Origin of the sequence: Bradyrhizobium sp. OK095 (assembly GCF_900109945.1) — a bacterium.
GTDB lineage: Bacteria > Pseudomonadota > Alphaproteobacteria > Rhizobiales > Xanthobacteraceae > Bradyrhizobium.
Genome location: NZ_FOBX01000001.1, coordinates 1037676 through 1056265, shown reverse-complemented (window position 1 = coordinate 1056265; position 18590 = coordinate 1037676). Strand labels below are relative to the sequence as shown.

Sequence of the window (18590 nt, the reverse complement as noted above, 5' to 3'; positions counted from 1 at the left end):
CAGTGCCGCGACCAAACCTCCGATTGATATCTTCAACGGAGATTTTCCAATGCGTATTCTCACAATGATTGCCGTTTCCGCCGCGATGATTGCGAGCTCGGCCGGTGCATTCGCCGGCGAGCTGCCCTCTTACGAAGTGAAGTCGTTTCCGATCTCGGCGACGCAAGTCCAGGTGCTCGGCGGCACCGGCGTCGAGGAGCCGTCGACTGCGCCCGCGATGATCGTCGCCGGCATGCCCGCCTCGCCCGCGCAAATGTCGGTGCTGTCGCCGCGCGTGAAGCGGCTTGCGAGTGTGAATGCGGAGAGCGAGGCGCGCTGAGCGACTCCTGTCTTTCCGGGGCGTGCGTCGTCCCGGAAAGACGTCTCACCTCTACGTCATGCTGCCCGGCATGAAGCAGCGCACGCGCGGATGGCCGTCGATGTAGTGCTTCCACACCATGGTGCGGCCGATCTTGTTCGGCTCGGTGAGGACGGCGCCGTCGGGCACGACGACCCATTCGTCATCGAGGTGCACGCGGTAACGCCCCTTGTCGGATTCCCAATCGACATCGGCGACGACATAGCCGTCGGCATCCGAGCAGCATTGCCCGTATTCGCTATGCAGGCTCTCGAACCAGGGTTTGAGCGGCGAGTTGGCGTAGCGTCCGTCGTCGCGTGCCTGCGCCGACGTCGCCAGCAGCGCCGTCAAACCGAGCAGCATCGCCGCACACGGTCTTGCAAGTCTCATGTCGTCTTCCCGCGGATCGAAGTCAGCGCCGCGAGGGACAGGCACCGCCGTCCGCCTGCCGCGCGGTGGCGGCAGGCGCAGAGACAGCGACTCAGCTCCCCCGGCAGCTTTGCGACAGCTATGCAAATCCGGCGCCAGCGTGCATTCCGGGGAACTACTGCCGCACGCACTTGCCCACGATCGTGCGCGTCGTGCAGATGTGACGCGCCGGCGATTTAACGCAGCTGTTTTCGAGGCTTTCCTTGGCGCGCCGGGACGTGTACGAACATTGCCGCGAACCTTATCGCATTGTTTAACCAGCTGTTTCGATTAGAGAAATCGGGTGCTGTCGTGACTGGCATCGGACCGTCAGCGCTATGAGTGATTCGAAAGACCTGCTTCCCAGCCAGCAGGACCCGACCGATTTGCCCGCGAACCAGGTGCAGTTTGCGCTCGTGATTTCGCGCATGCTGGATACGGTGAAGGAGGATCCGGAGGCCAGGCGGCAGATGGTCTACGATCTTGCCCGCTACAAGCTCCAGGAGCAGTTCACCTACGCCGACGCCAAGAACATCGACCAGATGAAGCGCGCTCTCGAGGTCGCCATCGAGGAGGTCGAGAAGTTCTCGCGTGACGCGGCGCCGCTCGAGCGCCTGCCGTCGCAACAACTCACATCGTCAAAGGAGACGGGCGGTCTTCTGGTGTCCGGCGACGCGACGGTTTTGCCATCGGGAATCGGCAGGCCGCGCAGCAAGCCGCCTGCGATCTCGGGCCCGCTTCTCCCCGTGATCAAGCGCACGGCGGCTATCCTGCTTGCCGTCGGCGCAGTCATCCTGATCGTCTCGCAGCGCGAGAATATCGCGTCGCTGCGCCGGCTGATGTCATCGCAGCCTTCGGAGATCGCGCTGGTCGCGCCCAAGCCGGAGACGACGATCACGGTTGCCAAGCCGGAAATGGTGACGCCGGTCCCGCCTCCGCCGACGCGGGTGCTTCCGACCGACTACGGCATCTACGCATTGATCGACGACAAGTCGCTGGCGGAGTTGAACGCGACCGGCGTGATGGCGCCGGACATGCGCATCGCGATTTCACCGGAGTTCAAGAAGCCTGATCGGCCGCATCTGCCGAACGGCCGCGTCAAGTTCATCGTGTTCCGCCGCGATATTGCAAACGTGATCCCGGAGCGCGTCGAAGTCCGGGTTGCCGCGAAAGTCAGGGAGTTTTCAACTGACGCCGCAGGCAAGACGTCGAGCGGCGGAGACGATGTCGGGGTCATCCGCAACTTCTCCTATCCGTTCCGGGTCTCGCCGATTCCGGGCAAGGCCGAGATGTACGAGCTTCACGCCAGCGATTCAGAGCTTGAGCTTGCGCCGGGATATTACGTCCTGAGCCTGGGATCGCAGGCCTATTATTTCCAAGTCGACGGCGAGATCACCGATCCGCGCCAATGCCTCGAGCGCGTCGCCGCCGGCAACGGCACGTTCTATGCGCCGTGCAAGAAGGCGCGGACGTATTGACGGTTTCCGTAGCCGGGTGAGCGCAGCGATACCCGGGAAAAGCGACCCCGCAGATCGCTTCGCTCATGCGGGCTACAAAGGGATGCGCTAGCAGCCTACTTCTTCGCCGCCGGCGCCATCATCATCGCGCCGCCCTTCTTGGTCGCAGGCGCGGGCGGCGGCTTGGTCGCGGCGGCCTGCGCGGGGAGATATTTGGCGACGATGGCGGGATCGACTTCGGCGATGCTGGCGTCCGGAAGGCGCTGCCAGGTCTCGTCCTTGCCGAACAGGGAGATGCCGAGGAAGCCGCGCATAGTCAGCGTCTGCCCGTCCGGGCTTACCGACATCTTGGCCTTCCAGATGTTGCCGTCGCGCGGATTGACCACGTTGCCACCTTCATACTTCAATCCCATTCCGTCGCGCTTCATGTCGCGGATGAAGGAGAGCCCGAGCACCGGCGCGTTCTTCCGATCGTCGGCGCATTTCGCGCAGATTTCGTTCGGGTCGTCGCCGGGCCGCGGAAAGGTCTTTGCGATCACGCCTTCGAAGATGCCGTTGTGGTCGATGAAGAGGAACCATCCCACCGTCTTGCCGTCCTCGACCTTCTGCCAAAGGCCCGCGGCGGTTGGCTGGGCCGGCACCGCGGCCGGGGCTTGCGCAGCAGCCGGGTTCACCGCGCCGAATGACAGCGCGAGCGCGAGCAGCGAGAGCAGCCGAAAGCTGAAAAAGAGATTCCGCATTATGATCACCTTGCTAAGCCGCGACTTGAATGGCCGCAGACTACGGCGATTTCGCGAACGATTCCAGCACCAGAAACATGGGGCATCGCCGCCCGTTCCCGCCGCCGTTAGTTGACACCCAGCTTCTTTTGCAGGCTGGAGGACGAGGTCGTGTACTGGAACACGAGCCGCTTATCTGGATAGACGTAGCGATGGGCTTTTTGCGACATCAGCGCGCCCTCGTGGAAGCCGCACAGGATCAGCTTGATCTTGCCGGGATAGGTGTTGATGTCGCCGATGGCGAAGATGCCGGGTACGTTGGTCTCGAACGCTGACGTCTCGACCGGCACCAGATTGTTCTCCAATGCAATGCCCCAGTTCGCGACCGGACCGAGCTTCATGGTCAGGCCGAAGAACGGCAGCAGGGCGTCGCAGGAAACTTCGCTCACGCTGTTGTCGTTACCCTTGACGGTGGCGCCGGTCAGCTTGCCATCGGCGCCGGAGAGCGCGGTGACCTGGCCGAGCCGCAGATCCATCTTGCCGTCGGCCACCAGCGCACGCATCTGTTCGACGCTGTGGGGCGCGGCGCGAAAATCATCGCGCCGGTGCAGCAGCGTGACCCGCTTGGCGAGTGGATGCAGATTGAGCGTCCAGTCGAGCGCGGAATCGCCGCCGCCGACGATCAGCACGTTCTTGTCGCGGAACGTCTCCATCTTGCGCACGGCGTAGTGCACCGAGCTGCCCTCATAGGCCTCGATGCCCGGCACCGGCGGCCGCTTCGGCTGGAACGAGCCGCCACCCGCCGCGATCACCACCACCTTGCATTCGAACACCTTCCCGGCGTCAGTGGTGCAGCGAAATCCGGGATCGCCGATCTTCTCGACCGTCTCGATCATCTCGCCGAGATGGAAGGTCGGGTGGAACGGCTTGATCTGCTCCATCAGCGCTTCGGTGAGGCCCTGGCCGGAGACCTGTGGAATGCCGGGAATGTCGTAGATTGGCTTTTCCGGATAGAGCTCGGCGCACTGGCCCCCGACCTTGTCGAGGATGTCGACGAAATGCGCCTTCATGTCGAGAAGGCCAAGCTCGAAGGCGGCGAACAGGCCGCAAGGGCCGGCGCCAATAATCAGCACATCGGTTTTGATCACGTCGCTCATGTCGTCTCTTTGTCGATGGTTATCGGTTGGACGGCGCCCGGTGGGCAGAGGTGACCCTGCCTGTCTAGCCAACGGGGATGGATCAGGGAAGGCATAAAAGCGAGAGCGCCCCGCAGCCGTACCCACTTGCCGGGTCAGGATAACTGGGCTGTAACGGGATGCGATATGATGGAGATCAATCGGTGAACGCACCAAGCCGCCTCGATACGACGCCGCGCCTGGAGGACTTCCCTTTTCGCCTCAGCGACAACGTCCGCTTCGGCGATCTCGATCCGAACCAGCACGTCAACAACGCGGTCTATGCCACTTATTTCGAGACCGGCCGCGTCACGCTGATGAAGCTTCCCGAATACGGGCTGACCCCGCCGGGCCTCGCCTGGATCATGGTGCGGCTCGATATGCATTTCCGCGCCGAGCTGCACTGGCCGAGCACGATCGAGCTCGGCCTTGGCGTCGTGAAGCTGGGACGGACGTCGGTGACCTTCGAGCAGGTCGTGTTTTCAAACGGGACGTGCATTGCGTCGGCGACGTCCGTCGGCGTCCTGCTCGACGAGGCGACGCGGCGGCCGGCGCCGCTGACCGCAGAGGTGATCGAGAAGTTCAGACCCTGGCACAAGCGCGGCATCGAGGTCGCGCCGCCCGCCGCATAGACGAGAAATGTTTAGGCCTGAAATGTTTAGGCCTGGCGTTCCGGCGTCGCCACGACCAGCCCGTCGAGCTCGTCGGCGACCTTGATCTGGCAGGACAGGCGCGAGTTCGGGCGAACGTCGAAGCCGAAGTCGAGCATGTCCTCTTCCATCGGTGTCGGGCTGCCGACCTTCTCGCGCCAGGCTTCGTCGACATAGACGTGGCAAGTCGCGCAGGCACAGGCACCGCCGCATTCGGCTTCGATACCGGGGATGCTGTTACGGATGGCGGCTTCCATCACGGTCGCGCCGTTCTCGACGTCCACCGTGCGGGTTTCGCCCTTGTGATCGACAAAGTGAATTTTGGCCATGTGTGCTCGTGCTGCCGCGATCTTGGGAAAAAGGAGGGTCTGGGCTGTCCTATAACGGGTCGATCAGGCCCGCGCTAGTGCGTAGGCCGCGCGCTTTTTACGGGGATCGCCGGCCTAGTGCTTCAGGATCGTCTCGATGGCGGCGCGGACCTCGGCCACCGCCTCTTTCAGCGCGGCGAAGGCGTGGGGCTGGTTGTGGCCGATCCGGATTGCGGTCTCCAGGCTTGCGGCGGCGTCCGCCACCGCAAAGGCGCCGATCCCGCGCGCCGAGCCCTTGAGCTTGTGGGCGAGCGCGCCGGCATCAGTCGGCAGCGCCGCCATGGCCGCGATCAGGCGGACCGCCTGCTCGGCAAACATCGCGAGCACTTCCTGTTCCAGCTCGGAATCGCCGAGCGTCATCCGGGAGAGATGGTCGAAATCGAGCGGGCTGTCGATCGGTGCAAGCGGGGGCGAGGGCATCCAGTCCATCCGTTGCAGTTCAGGCGTCATGGCGCAGGCCCCGGCATCGCACGATGGTCCGCCGGTACGGCGGTCAGGTTCCGCCCACCCAAGCATGAAAATGGTTAACGAAATGTTTGGGCTGTTTTACCTAATTCTGCCCGTTTATTGCCGAAAAGTTGCCGCAATCCGGCGAGTCCGGTGGAGAATTTCATTTATTGCTAAGGCGTTACGGCGCGATCCTGTTAACGATGATTAAGATTGTCTTAATCGCAGGCATTTCATTCGCGACGCTCTGCCAATAGGATGTTTTGGAAATTGGCGGACAAGCCGTCCGGGTGGGGACGGCTCGGAAATCCGCGTAAGCGGCATGATCCGGTCTGTGAGCTTGCGTAGCGCGCGGGGCTCGCGGGGGGACGCGTAAAAGTAACGAGGGCTCGGACTGAACATGGCAAACACTCCGAAAAAGGCCAAAGACCCCACGGAAGTTGCGCTTTCTGCGATCCAGGAAGCCCTGAACATCAGCGACACCGCGGCCGATACCAGCCGCAGCGCATCCATGCGCAACGAAACGGCATCTTCCATGGCGCCGCCCGCTCCCCCGATGTTCGACGAGCCGAACTTCGAGCCGCGTCCTGCCGCCAACGAACGTGCCGTGTTCGACCCGATCGAGGAGCCGCGTTCCCAGCGCCGCGCCGCAAACGACGACCGTGCGACCATCGGCCAGCTGCTGCAGACGTTGCAGACGGCACGCCCGACCCGCAACATCTACACCGGCGCGATCATCTTCACCCTCGTCTGGCTCGCGGCCTGCGCCGCGCTGACGGTCGGCTTCCTGCCCTCGATCCAGGCGGCGATGGGCCAGAGTGGCGGCGTGTTGGCGATTGCCGGCCTCGTCACGATGTTCTTCGCGCCGATCATGCTGTTCTTCTTCCTGGCGAGCCTGGTCTGGCGCGGCCAGCAAATGAGTTCGGTCGCACAGGCGATGGCGCAGGTCGCGATCCGCTTCTCCGAGCCGGAAGGCTCGGCCTCCGATTCCATGGTCACCGTCGGCCAGGCCATCCGCCGCGAGGTCGCGGCGATGGGCGACGGCATCGAGCGCGCCATTGCGCGCGCTGGCGAGCTCGAGACGCTGGTCGCCAACGAGGTCGCAGCGCTCGAACGCGCCTATTCCGACAATGAAGTGCGCATTCGCGCCCTGCTCCAGGACATCGCCCATCAGCGCGACAATCTGGTCGGCCAGGCCGAGCAGGTCCGCAGCGCCATCTCCGGCGTACAGATCGATCTGCGCCACGACATCGCCCTGATCTCGGACGCGATCGCCTCGCGCGTCGACGAGGTTGCCAAGTCCATCACTGGCGCTCTCGAAGAGCGCGGTGCCCACATCACGGGCGCTCTGAGCAATGCCGGCGACAACATGATCCTCGCTCTGGGCGAGCGCGGCGGCGACCTGCTCGACCGCCTCGAGGAAGCCAGCAACGAGACCACGCGCGCCGTGCTCGACGCCAGCGAGCGGCTGACCACCAGCCTCAACTTCAAGACCGGCCACGTCCACGACGAGTTCGTCGACCTCGCCGACCGCGTCCACGAGATGCTGAACGAGCGCATCGACCGCATCACCGGCGAATTCGAGCAGCGCTCCTCGGCGATCGTCGACGGCATCTCCGATCGCACCGAGCAGGTGCACGATAGCCTCAAGAATTCGTCGGACTCGCTGCTGCTCGAGCTCGAGCTGCGCTCCAACGACCTCTCCGCCAAGATCGACGACGCCGGCAACCGCCTCGCCGGCCACATCATGACCTCCGGCGACAAGGCCAGCGAGGCGCTCGACGCCACCGTCAACACCCTCGTCGCGAAGGTCGTGAGCCAGACCGAGACCGCGCACGACTCGCTGTCGCTGCAGATGAGCGCGTTCGACGAGCTGGTGAAGAACCAGGGCACCGAGCTGGTCGAGAAGTTCGCCCGAGATTCCGGCACGCTGGGCGCGCTGATCACCCGCCACATCTCCGAGTTCGACCGCACCGTGAAGACGTTCGGCGGCGAGATCGTCGAGCGGATGGGCCAGCGCACCCACGACATCAATGAGTCGCTGAAGACCTATGTCGACAATTTCGACACCCGCTTCACCTCCAACGGCGGCGCGATCACGGCGGTGCTCGACCAGCGCCTGCTGCAGTTCGAGACCACGGTCGGCGAACGCGTCACCCATCTCGATGCCTCGCTGAACGGCAAGATCGCCGGCCTCGACAGCACGATCGAAGGCCACATCAAGACCTTCGACGAGCAGCTCGGCGGTCGCGTCGGCGCGCTCGAGCAGTCGTTCGACACCCGCGCCAGGTCGGTGACCGAGACCATCGACGGTCGTCTCAATACGCTCTCCTCGACGCTGACCGACGGTGCCGCGCAGGCGATCCAGTCGATCGACTCCCGCCTCACCCACCTCACGACGTCGCTGACCGACGGCGCGTCGCAGGCCATCGAGCAGATCGATACCCGCCTCAACTACCTCACGACCTCGCTGACCGATGGCGCCTCGCAGACCATCCATTCGATCGACACCCGACTGACGCACCTCACGACGACCCTGACGGGCGGCGCGACGCAGGCGCTCGAATCCATCGACTCCCGCCTCACCTACCTGACCACCGCCGTGACCAACGGCGCCTCGCAGGCCGTGCAGTCGATCGACACCCGTCTCACACTGCTGACCTCGACGCTCACCGACGGCACCGCGCAGGCGATCGAGGCGGTTGACCGCCGCATCACCGGCGTCACCGAGGTCATCGACGGCCGCAGCATGCATCTGACCGACACGGTCACGGCGCGCTTCCAGGAGATCCACCAGGCCATCGAGACCAAGGTCGGCTCGGTCGCCAGCGACATCGACGTGCGCGTGGCGCAGTTCGAGGACCTGCTCGGCTCGCGTGTCGAGGCCGTCGCCGGCCGCATCGAAAGCAGCGGCCGCCAGGCCAGCGAGGACATGATGTCCCGCGCCGAAATGATCTCGACCGCGATCCGCTCGCATGTCGAGGACGCCGAGCGCTCGCTCACCAACCTCGTCGTCAACACCAGCGAGACGATCCAGACCGGTGCGCGCACCGCGCAGCAATCGCTGATGACGGTCTCCTCCGACGTCAACGCCCAGCTCAAGATGACCTCCGCCGAGGTCGAGCGCGCGCTGACTGCGGTCGGCACCGGTGCTGCGAACTCGATCCTGACCAGCGCCCGCGAAGCGCAGTCGACCCTGGTCGCCGCCTCCGGCGATGCCTCCAACCAGATCAAGGGTCTCGCAGCCGACGTCGAGCGCACGCTGTCGGCGACCGGTTCTGCCACCGCAGCCTCGATCCTGGCCGGCGCCCGCGAGGTGCAGACCACGCTCGTCACGGCCTCATCGGACGCGGCCAACCACGTCAAGACGCTCACCGCCGACGTGCAGCGCTCGCTGTCGCTGGCCGGCACCACCACGGCCGAGGCGATCACCGCCGGCGCCCGCGACGCGCAGAGCGCGCTGATCGCGGCCTCGAGCGAGACCGCCAACCAGATCAAGGCGCTGTCCTCCGACGTGCAGCGCTCGCTCTCGATGGCCGGCACCTCGACGGCAGAGACCATCATGACCGGCGCCCGCGAAGCGCAAAGCACGCTCGTCAATGCGTCCACGGATGCGGCGAGCCAGGTCAAGTCGCTCGCGGCCGAAGTGCATCGTTCGCTCTCTCAGGTCGGCCAGTCGACCGCCGAGACGATCACCACCAGCGCCCGCGACGCCCAGAGCACCCTGCTCTCCGTCTCGGCCGAACAGACCGGCCAGGTCCGTTCGCTCGCAGCCGAGATGCAGCGCGCGCTGGCGACCGCCGGCGGCGCCACCATCGAGGCGCTCACCAGCGGCGTCCGCGAGGCCCAGGGCACGCTGATCTCCGCCTCGACCGATGCGGCCAGCCAGATCAAGTCGCTGACCACCGACATCGAGCGCACGCTGACCGCGGTCGGTGCCGACACCGCCTCGACCATCCTCAACAGCGCGCGCGAGGCGCAGACCTCGCTGACCTCGACCTCGGCGGATGCCGCGAGCCAGATCCGCACGATCTCGACCGAGATCGAGCGTGCGCTCGGCGCAGCCACCGCGAATGCGACCAACGACATCCAGACCAGCGCAATGAACGCCCAGAACGCGCTGATCAACGCCTCCAACGAGGCGAGCTCGCGGGTCAAGTCGAGTTCGGCGGACGTCGAGCGCTCGGTGCTCGCCGCCAGCAGCAGCTTCGGCCAGGCCATGACCGGCAAGACCGACGAAATCGTCACCTATGTGCAGCAGCAGGCCGACCGCCTCTCGAACATGATCGACGCCAAGCGCGGCTCGCTCGTGGATGCGATCGGCTCGAAGACCAGCCAGCTCACGCTCGACATCGATCGCGTCACCTCCGACGCGCTGAAGTCGATCGAGACTCGCGGTACCGCGTTCTCGCAGACCATGATGGGCAACGGCTCCGAGGTGGCCCGGACCATCAACTCGGCAAGCGAGATGGCCACCGGCGCGGTCAACAAGTCGCTCAAGGACCTCGAGCAGGCCTCGCGCTCGGCGATCGACCAGTCGCGCCAGGTGTCGATTGCGGCCGTCACCGAGATGCAGGAGACCAGCAAGATCCTGCGCACCGACACGGTCGCCCTGTTCGAGCGGCTGCGCGAAGGCAACATCCTGCTCCAGGAGGTGCTGACCGGTGCGCACGACAACCTCAATTCGCTCGAGCGGGCGCTGGTGACACGTGTCGCCGACTTCGTCTCGGCGATGAACGACGTCACCTCGCGCAACGGCGCGGCGACGCAGAACCTGGAAGACCAGCTCAACGTCTTCAATACGAAGACCACGCGGGCGCTCCAGGATCTCGGCGAGCTGTCGACCCAGTTCGACGCGCACGGCAAGGCGCTCGTCGAAGCCGCCCAGGTTGTGGAGCAGAGCAACAAGAACACCACCGCCTCGCTCGCCGAACGCAAGCTCGGGCTGGAATCGCTCGTCACCACGATCGACCTGCGCACGACCGATCTCGACCAGCGCCTGTCGCGCTTCACCGGCCTGCTCGATGAATCGCTGGCCGCCGCCGAAGAGCGTGCCCGCGACATCGCCCGCGTGGTCGCGGAGACCGCCGGCGCAGGTTCCGCCGCGATCACCCGCCAGTTCGAGGCCGTGCGCGCGGCGTCGGAGGAGGAGCACCGCCAGACCGTCGAGTCCATGCACGACATCTACCGCCAGACCACGGACGAGGCGGATGCGATGTTCAAGCAGTCGACCGAGAAGTTCTCCAATCTCGTCTCCAGCATGAAGCAGATGGCCTTCGAGATGCACAACGAGCTCGAAGCCACCCGCAACGAGCTGCGCCGCGGCGTGCTCGAGATGCCGCAGGAGGCCGCCGAGAGCACTGCGCAGATGCGCAAGGTGATCGTCGACCAGATCGAGGCCCTCGCCGAGCTCAACCGCATCGTGGCCCAGCATGGCCGTGGTCTCGACGTCTCGACGACGGGCCGCGCTTCTGTCGCCGTCCAGCGCCAGCAGGAAGAGCCGATGATGGCAACCGCCGGCGCGCGCAGCACCGAGACCCGCGGCCGCGACACCGGCAGCGCCTCCACGCTGCCGCCGCCGGACCTCGGCATGCCCGCCCCCTCGCGCCGCACCGAAGCGCCGCCGGTTGCGCCCTCCAGCAACGACCAGGGCCGTGACGGCTGGCTGTCGGACCTCCTCAACCGCACGGACGCCAACCAGGGCGCGCCGACCGGTCGTGAGGCGCCCCGCGGCCGTGCGGCACCCGCGCCGCAGCCGCAGGCCCCGCAGGCCAGCAGCAATCCGCTGGAATCGCTGTCGCTCGACATCGGCCGGCTGATGGACCGCAACCTAGCCGCCGAGATGTGGGACCGCTACCAGCGCGGCGAGAACAAGGCCTTCACCAAGCGCCTCTACACGCCCGCCGGCCAGAAGGCCTTTGACGAGGTCGCCCGCAAGTACCGTTCCGATCGCAACTTCAAGGCCACGGTCGACCGCTATGTCGCCGAGTTCGAACGCCTGCTCGACGAAGTCGCCCGCGACGGCCGCGGCCCGCAGGAGCTGCGCAACCACCTGACCTCGGAGACGGGGTTGGTCTACACGCTGCTCGCGCACAGCGCGGGCCGGCTGGGGTGAGCGACAACAAATAACGAATGAGAAAACGGAGGCCTCGCGGCCTCCGTTTTTGTTTGAGCTCGTCCTTGCGAGGATGCCGTTGAGAAAGCTTGCGCGTCACCCGGCACTCTCGTGCCCCGGACGCTGCGCAGCGCCTCTTCGGCGGTGCGCTGCAGAGCCGGGGCCCATCGCGCTGCATTTTACCGTGCTGCGTTCTGGGTCCCGGCTCTGCGCAGCAGCGTTACACGCTGCAGCGCGTCCGGGACACGAGACCGGACGCTGCGATAACGAGGAGAGATCCGTCGACTACACGCTTACTGCCGCCTGCGTTCGGGCGTCGCGGCGGGCTTCGGCGGCTCGGCCGCCGGCGGCGGAGCGGCGGCCGGTGCGCTGTTGCTGGCGCCGAACAACACGCGGGTCGGGTTGCGGTCAAAATTGTTCACGGCGCGGCTGATGTCGCCGAGCGTACGGCGGCCGTCGGTCATCAACGCGCCGGAGCGCTTGTCAAAATCGTCGGCGAGTTCGCGGATCGACTTCACCGCCAGGAACAACTCACCGCCGTCCTTGCCGCCCGCGAGCGTGTTGAGGCCGAGCATGAGGCTGTCGGCCTTGAGCATCACGCCGTCGACCTTGGCCATCACGTTGTCGATTTTCTCGGAGTTGCGCGCGAGCGAGTTGGTGAAGGTCTCGAGGTTCTTCAGCGAGTTCTTCACCGATTCCTGATTGTCGGCGACGATCTTGTTGATGTTCTGGAGCGTGCCGCGGATGGCTTCAGTGACGTCCTGGAGCTTGTTCGGATCGGCCAGCAGCGTCGGGATGCCGTCCTCGTCGAGCGGCGGCGGAGGTGCGGCCTCCTCACCGCCCTTGAGCGAGATCGCGGCGACGCCGGTCAGGCCCTGGAATTCGAGGCCGACCAGGGTGTCCTTGCGGATCGGGGCGTTGTTCTCGATCATGGCGAGTGCGACAACCCGACGCGGGTTGTCGAGCTTCACCGAGACCACCTCACCCACCCGGATACCGTTGAAATTGACGCTGCCGCCATTGCGCAGGCCCGCGGCGGGACCCTCGAACACCACGCGCAGCGGGCTGCGCTGCTTGGTGGAGTGCAGCGACTGGAACCACAGCACGAAGCCGATCGCCGCAGCGATCACCGCCAGCGTGAACGACCCGATCAATACGTAATTGGCGCGCGTTTCCATCAGCTACTCCGGCACCTCAGCCCATCACCGCGCGGGCGCGCTTGCCATGGAAATATTGCCGCAGCCAGGGATGCTGCGAAGCCTGCATGTCGGCGATCGAGCCTGCCGCAATGATCTTACCGTTCCCTAAAACGGCGATGCGGTCACATGCTGTGTAAAGGCTGTCGAGGTCGTGCGTTACCATGAAAACGGTCAGCCCCAAAGTGCGCTGGAGGGTCCGGACCAGCTCGTCGAAATCGCCGGCACCGATCGGATCGAGGCCTGAGGTCGGCTCGTCGAGGAACACGAGGTCGGGATCGAGCGACAGCGCACGGGCCAGCGCGACGCGCTTGATCATGCCGCCGGACAGCTCCGAGGGAAACCGATCGGCCACTTCGGGCTTGAGGCCCACCATAGTCAGCTTGGCAATGGTGATCTCGTCCATCAGCCGTTGCGAAACCCTGAGATATTCGCGCATCGGAAACTGGATGTTCTGCCGCACGGTCAACGAGGAGAACAGCGCGCCCTGCTGGAACAGCACGCCCCAGCGCCGCTCCACCTTGCGGCGCTGCAAGGTGTTGGAGGCATCCAGATCAACCCCGAACACCTCGATGGAGCCCGCGACCTTCGGCACGAGGCCGATGATGGTGCGCGTCAGCACCGATTTGCCGGCGCCCGACGGGCCGACAAATCCCAAAATCTCGCCGCGCTTGACGTCGAGGTCGAGGCCGTCGAGCACACGCGTTGCGCCGAACTGCACGGTGATGTCGCGGACGCGGATGATGGGATCTTGAATCTCGCTTTGAGCTTCTCTTGCCATCGTCACATCCCGATCGAGGCGAAGAAGATGGCGAACACGCCGTCCATGACGATGACGAAGAAGATGCCCTTCACCACCGACGCGGTGGTGTGCTGGCCGAGCGATTCCGCGCTGCCCTGCACGGCGAGGCCCTCGACGCAGGCGACGATGCCGATCACCGCGGCCATCACAGGTGCTTTGACGATGCCGACGATGAAATGGTCGATCGAGATGGCGTCGCGCAGACGCAGCAGGAAGGCTTCGGGATCGACGCCGCCGTAGAGCCAGGCGACGAGACCGCCGCCATAGAGCGCAGCCATCGCACCGAGGAAGGCGAGGATCGGCAGCGCGAGCACCAAAGCCAACATGCGCGGCAGCACCAGCACCTCGATCGGATCAAAACCCATGGTGCGCAGCGCGTCGATTTCTTCCCGCATCTTCATCGAGCCGAGCTCGGCGGTGTAAGCGCTGCCCGAGCGGCCCGCGACCATGATCGCGACCAGCAGCACCCCGATCTCGCGCAGCACCAGCACGCCGAGCATGTCGACGACGAAGATGTCGGCGCCGAAGCGGCGGAAATGGAAAATCCCTTGTTGCGCGATGATGCAGCCGATCAGGAAGGTGATCAGCACCACGATCGGCACAGCGCGCCAGCAGACCTGCTCCATGTGATGCACGGTCGAGGTCAGGCGGAACGAGCGGGGGTGGATCAGAGTGCGAAAGCCTGCCGCGAGCACCGCGCCGAGCATGTCGACGAGGCCAGCCACCGTACCGGCCACGCCGGCAACAGTGCGCCCGATTTGCTCCAGCATGCCGGTGATGGTGATCGTGCCCGAGTCGGTCACGGGGTTTGCCCTAACCCGCCGCACCTCGTCCACGAGGCTCGAATAGTTCGCCGAGAGGCCCGCGATCTGCGCCTCGACCGCTCCCTGCGTCAGGCTGCGGCGCAGCCGCTCGATCAGCCAAGCGCCAAAAGTGTCGAGCTTGGCGACCTCGGAGACGTCGATGAAGATGCTTTGGGGGCTGCCGGCCAGTTTCTCGGCATCCGCCACCATCCGCTCAAGGACCGGCGCGAAACTCGCGGTCCAGGTTCCGGTGGCGCAGAGTGCCAGCGCATTGCCCTTGGTTATCCGCTCCAGCTTCGGATCGCCGCTCAAGATGTCCGCTCCCGTGCCGGGGCGCCAGAAACGGATGAAATCAGATGGTTGCGCACGCGCCCTTACCCGGAGAAGCTATCCCCAACTGGTTAATGTTAGTTGCTAGAGGTAACTAGCAGGTTCAGATTTCGCCAGAGTTCAAAATGACTTCCAGCAAAGTTCCGGCCCTGGCCGCGCGAATCGAGCGCTTTCCCATCGCTGGCAGTTTCACCATCAGCCGGGGCGCCAAGACCGAGGCTGTGACCGTTGTGGCCGAAATCAGCCGGAGCGGCCTGACCGGCCGCGGCGAATGCGTGCCCTATCCGCGCTATGGCGAGACGCCCGAGGCGACCCTTGCGGCCATCCAGGCCATGCAGGCGGCCGTGGCGGGCGGCCTCTCGCGAGAGGCCCTGCAAGCCGCCATGCCGCCCGGTGCGGCCCGTAACGCGCTGGATTGCGCCCTGATCGACCTCGAGGCCAAGGCGGCGGGCCTGCGAGCCTGGAACCTGCTGGCCCGCCCGATCCCGGGTGAGCGCACCACGGCCTACACGATCTCGCTGGGCACCCCCGAGGCCATGGCGGCCGCCACAGCCAAGGCGGCGCACCGGCCGCTGCTCAAGATCAAGCTCGGCGGCGACGGCGATCCCGAGCGAATCGCGGCCGTGCGCAAGGCGGCCCCCGAATCCGAGCTGATCGTCGATGCCAACGAGTCCTGGACCGAGGCCAATCTGGAGCAGAATCTTGCCGCCTGCGATGCCGTCGGCGTTACCCTGGTGGAGCAGCCGCTGCCGGCCGGGAAGGACGAGGCGCTGGCGCGAATCAAGCGGCCGCTCGCGGTCTGCGCCGACGAGAGCGTTCATGACCGCAACTCGCTCGCGCCGCTCCGCGAGCGCTACGACGCCGTGAACATCAAGCTCGACAAGACCGGCGGCCTCACCGAGGCCCTCGCCATGGCGGATGCCGCGCAGGCGCTCGGCTTCGAAATCATGATCGGCTGCATGGTCGCAACCTCATTGTCGATGGCCCCCGCCATGCTGGTGACGCCGCAGGCGCGCTTCGTCGATCTCGACGGTCCCCTGCTGCTGGCGCGCGACCGCGATCACGCCCTGCGTTACGACGACAGCCTGGTCTATCCGCCTGATGCCTCGCTCTGGGGATGAGCGCTCAGCCGATCCCGCGCCGACCAGATGACGAGCGCGCCGGCAGCGGCCATCGCAGCCATGACGTAATAGAGATTGTCGCCGATGCGGGCGTAGATCGCGCCTGACGCGATCGAGGTCGTCGCGCCCAATAATCCGCTGCATGCGGCATAGTAGCCCTGCCCACGTGCGATCTGATGCGAGGGCACACGCTGCACCAGCAAAGTCATCGTGCCGACGATGGTCATGCCGAAGGTCAGGCCGTGACCAAGCTGTGCGATTGCGAGCAGCGCGAGCGGCGGCTCGTTGGCGGTGACGATCCAGCGCGCCACGGCGCTCAAGCCCCCGATCGCGATCATCGTGGACGGATGCAGCGAGAAGCGCGGTGACAGCGCGAACACGACGATCTCGGCGATCACGCCCAGCGTCCACAGCCCCGCGATGGTTAAGCCCCCGAGACCGTGGAGCTGCCAGTTGATGGCGGAGAACGTGTAGTACGCGACGTGGCTGCCCTGGATCAGCGCGGCCGAGACGATCACGGCCCAGAAGCCGCCGTCGCGCAGCAACGCTTTGCCTGGATGCGCTTCAGCGGTCTTGCGCCTGACATCGTCGAGCGGCTGAAGCAGAAGGCTGGCCGCGACCGCAACGACGGCCCATGCGACGATCACCCAGATCAGATCGCGCGCCGCGATGTGGTCGACGAGAAAGCCGCAGGCGAGCGAGCCGGCCGCAAACGCCGCCGAACCCCACAGCCTCAAAGGCCCGTAGTCGAGCCCGTAGCGCGCGACGCCGCGGAGCGCATAGGCGTCCGTCAGCGGGGTGGTCGGGGTCCACATCATGCAGGTGATCGCGTAGATCAGGAACAGCGCCAGCGGCTGCTGCTGCAAGCCGACCGCCGTAAAGCCGATCGCGGTCGCCAGCACCGACACCATCATTGCGGTGCGAATGGCGTGTCGCTTTTCGGCAATGGCAGTGATCTGCGGCAGCGTGGTGAAGCGCGTGATCGCCGGCAGCGCGTTGATCAGACCGATCCAGCTTGGGTCGATGCCGATCGCCTTCAGCCAGACCGGAAAGAACGGCAGATGCGTGCCCGAAACAGCAAAGACAGCCGAATAGAACAGCGCGAGACTCACGGCGAATCGCCGCTTGACGGTTGCTGCGATGGGGATTTGTGATTCGGGCGGCATCAAACCAATTGCGATTCGGTCGATATCGTGGTGATCGTTACAGTAACGCGCACTGATTTGCGCGACGAGATTGACATGGCCAACGAAGCATTCGCCCTCTCGCCTATGTCTGCCCGCGCGGCCGAGCCGAACGAGCAGGATTACGACGCGATCAGCGAAGCCTTCATGGAGACCGCGCGCGGCCGCTGGTTCCTCGGCGAATATGCCAGGCGCAACCGCAATGCCGACACCAGCATGGTGCTCGACGCGGTCGCGAAAATCGAAGAAACCCTTGCGGCACAGCGGCAACCCGTCGTCGAGGACCGCCTGCCCGAGGCGCTGGTCGAGATCCGCCGCGCGATTCGCGAGGCCGAGACGATCGCGATCGCGGCCTGCGATCCCGCGGAGATCGAGGCGAGCCTCGCAGCGATCCCGCGCGGCGTGCGCATCATCAAGGAAATCTCCTGGCGCTGGCGCGAGATCGGCGCCGACGGGCGAATCTGCGACCTCATTGATTCGCAGCTCTCCTCCATCGAGGCGGCTTGCGGACAGATTTCGACCATCGACCCCCGCGCCGAGCTCAAGGCCGCATTCGATCTGCTCAGGGATCGGATCGGGCAGCTCGACGGCGACACAGCGCCGCAAGCGGCAGTGAGTCCGGCGCCGGTACAGGAAGCACCGCCATCCGTGGCGGAGCCTGCGGCGATGGTCAGCGAAGCACCCGTGGCTTTTACGGAGGCGCCGCAAGACATCGCGGAGGCTATCGAGCCCGAAGCAGCAATTGAAGCGTCCAGCACGACCGAGGCGTTGGCAATTGCCGAGGCGGCAATGGACGCTGCCGTCGCGCCGGAGGTCGCCGCCGAAGACCACACCGTGCTCGAAAACGTCGCGCAAGAGCCGATCGTCGAGCCCGCCGCCTTCGCGGAGGTCACCGACGAGGTCTCGCTCGACGCCGCCGCGGAAGCCGAGGACGAAGCCATCCTCGACGCCATCGCGCTGGAGATGGCCGCGCCCGATCCGGAGTTCGACGCGATCATCGAGCCGGTCGAGATGGAAGTGGCTGTTCCGGAGCCGATGGAGGTCGCAGCGCCGATTGCCGCCGAGCTTCCGGAACCGATCGCACCGGCGCCCGCCGCACCGATCATGGAAGAGCCTGCCGAGGAAGCGCCGATCGCGATGGAGTCGCTGGCGCGTCTTACCAACGCGATTGCGGAAGCTGCCGCCGAAGTGATGGAGCAGCCGCCGCAGGCCATCGCCGCCACGGCAATATTCGGCGCGGCGCCGACCGCGACGCTGCCGATGCCCTCGCCCTTGTCCGAGCCCTCGCTCGGCGCCACCATCCTCGCCAGCGGCATCCTGCAAAAGCCCCGCGCGGCTGCCAACGATCCCATGGCGCCCATCCGCCGCATGACCCAGGCCGAGAAGATCGCGTTCTTCTCGTAAGGCGCGCAGACTCTCTCCATCGTCATTGCGAGCGCAGCGAAGCAATCCAGAATCCCTCCGCAGCAAAAATCTGG

General features: G+C 65.6%; 15 protein-coding genes. 6 read left to right on the top strand and 9 right to left on the bottom strand.

Going from position 1 to position 18590, the window contains the following annotated elements:
- The first annotated feature begins 49 nt into the window (after window positions 1-49).
- The gene (locus BMW89_RS04965; protein ID WP_177195823.1) at window positions 50-319 is read left to right on the top strand and encodes a hypothetical protein; all 270 of its coding nucleotides are present in this window, start codon (window positions 50-52) and stop codon (window positions 317-319) included.
- A gap of 51 nt (window positions 320-370) precedes the next feature.
- On the opposite strand, the gene BMW89_RS04960 is transcribed toward BMW89_RS04965, so the two are convergent.
- A complete protein-coding gene (locus BMW89_RS04960; RefSeq protein WP_092023209.1) occupies window positions 371-727 on the bottom strand; it encodes a hypothetical protein in 357 nt (118 codons plus the stop codon).
- 356 nt (window positions 728-1083) lie between these two features.
- Here BMW89_RS04960 and BMW89_RS04955 point away from each other — a divergent pair, with 356 nt between their 5' ends.
- Complete coding sequence (locus BMW89_RS04955) at window positions 1084-2223, top strand: hypothetical protein (RefSeq protein WP_092023207.1); 1140 nt, start codon at window positions 1084-1086, stop codon at window positions 2221-2223.
- A gap of 95 nt (window positions 2224-2318) precedes the next feature.
- On the opposite strand, the gene BMW89_RS04950 is transcribed toward BMW89_RS04955, so the two are convergent.
- A complete protein-coding gene (locus tag BMW89_RS04950) occupies window positions 2319-2942 on the bottom strand; it encodes a DUF2147 domain-containing protein (RefSeq protein WP_177195822.1) in 624 nt (207 codons plus the stop codon).
- 107 nt (window positions 2943-3049) lie between these two features.
- Window positions 3050-4078 carry an NAD(P)/FAD-dependent oxidoreductase gene (locus BMW89_RS04945; RefSeq protein WP_092023203.1) on the bottom strand — a complete coding sequence of 343 codons (1029 nt, stop codon included), beginning with the start codon at window positions 4076-4078 and terminating at the stop codon, window positions 3050-3052.
- Between the two features lie 182 nt (window positions 4079-4260).
- Between BMW89_RS04945 and BMW89_RS04940 the strand changes: the two genes are divergently transcribed.
- Entirely contained in the window at window positions 4261-4728 is a 468-nt protein-coding gene (locus BMW89_RS04940; protein WP_092023201.1) for an acyl-CoA thioesterase, read from the top strand.
- A gap of 26 nt (window positions 4729-4754) precedes the next feature.
- Here BMW89_RS04940 and BMW89_RS04935 read toward each other — a convergent pair whose 3' ends face one another.
- The gene (locus BMW89_RS04935; RefSeq protein ID WP_092023199.1) at window positions 4755-5075 is read right to left on the bottom strand and encodes a 2Fe-2S iron-sulfur cluster-binding protein; all 321 of its coding nucleotides are present in this window, start codon (window positions 5073-5075) and stop codon (window positions 4755-4757) included.
- 114 nt (window positions 5076-5189) lie between these two features.
- On the bottom strand, window positions 5190-5564 hold the full coding sequence (locus BMW89_RS04930; RefSeq protein ID WP_092023197.1) for an Hpt domain-containing protein: 375 nt from the start codon (window positions 5562-5564) through the stop codon (window positions 5190-5192).
- A gap of 397 nt (window positions 5565-5961) precedes the next feature.
- On the opposite strand from BMW89_RS04930, the gene BMW89_RS04925 reads away from it, so the two are divergent.
- On the top strand, window positions 5962-11676 hold the full coding sequence (locus tag BMW89_RS04925; RefSeq protein WP_092023195.1) for an apolipoprotein A-IV repeat region-like domain-containing protein: 5715 nt from the start codon (window positions 5962-5964) through the stop codon (window positions 11674-11676).
- 293 nt (window positions 11677-11969) lie between these two features.
- Here the strand turns inward: BMW89_RS04925 and BMW89_RS04920 are convergent, their stop codons facing one another.
- Genes BMW89_RS04920 through BMW89_RS04910 form a run of 3 tightly spaced genes read right to left on the bottom strand, consistent with a single transcriptional unit; the run spans window position 11970 to window position 14789 of the window.
- Complete coding sequence (locus BMW89_RS04920) at window positions 11970-12854, bottom strand: MlaD family protein (RefSeq protein ID WP_092023193.1); 885 nt, start codon at window positions 12852-12854, stop codon at window positions 11970-11972.
- A gap of 16 nt (window positions 12855-12870) precedes the next feature.
- Complete coding sequence (locus tag BMW89_RS04915) at window positions 12871-13653, bottom strand: ABC transporter ATP-binding protein (RefSeq protein ID WP_177195821.1); 783 nt, start codon at window positions 13651-13653, stop codon at window positions 12871-12873.
- Between the two features lie 2 nt (window positions 13654-13655).
- Window positions 13656-14789, bottom strand: coding sequence for an MlaE family ABC transporter permease (locus BMW89_RS04910; RefSeq protein ID WP_092023189.1), 1134 nt, complete (start codon window positions 14787-14789; stop codon window positions 13656-13658).
- Window positions 14790-14932: 143 nt separating this feature from the next.
- Between BMW89_RS04910 and dgcA the strand changes: the two genes are divergently transcribed.
- On the top strand, window positions 14933-15928 hold the full coding sequence (gene dgcA, locus BMW89_RS04905; protein ID WP_092023187.1) for an N-acetyl-D-Glu racemase DgcA: 996 nt from the start codon (window positions 14933-14935) through the stop codon (window positions 15926-15928).
- On the opposite strand, the gene BMW89_RS04900 is transcribed toward dgcA, so the two are convergent.
- Window positions 15898-17094: an MFS transporter gene (locus BMW89_RS04900; protein ID WP_092023184.1), complete on the bottom strand. Its 1197-nt coding sequence runs from the start codon at window positions 17092-17094 to the stop codon at window positions 15898-15900. The two genes, dgcA and BMW89_RS04900, sit on opposite strands and share 31 nt — an antisense overlap.
- Window positions 17095-17169: 75 nt before the next feature.
- On the opposite strand from BMW89_RS04900, the gene BMW89_RS04895 reads away from it, so the two are divergent.
- Window positions 17170-18516: a hypothetical protein gene (locus BMW89_RS04895; protein ID WP_177195820.1), complete on the top strand. Its 1347-nt coding sequence runs from the start codon at window positions 17170-17172 to the stop codon at window positions 18514-18516.
- Window positions 18517-18590: the final 74 nt, after the last annotated feature.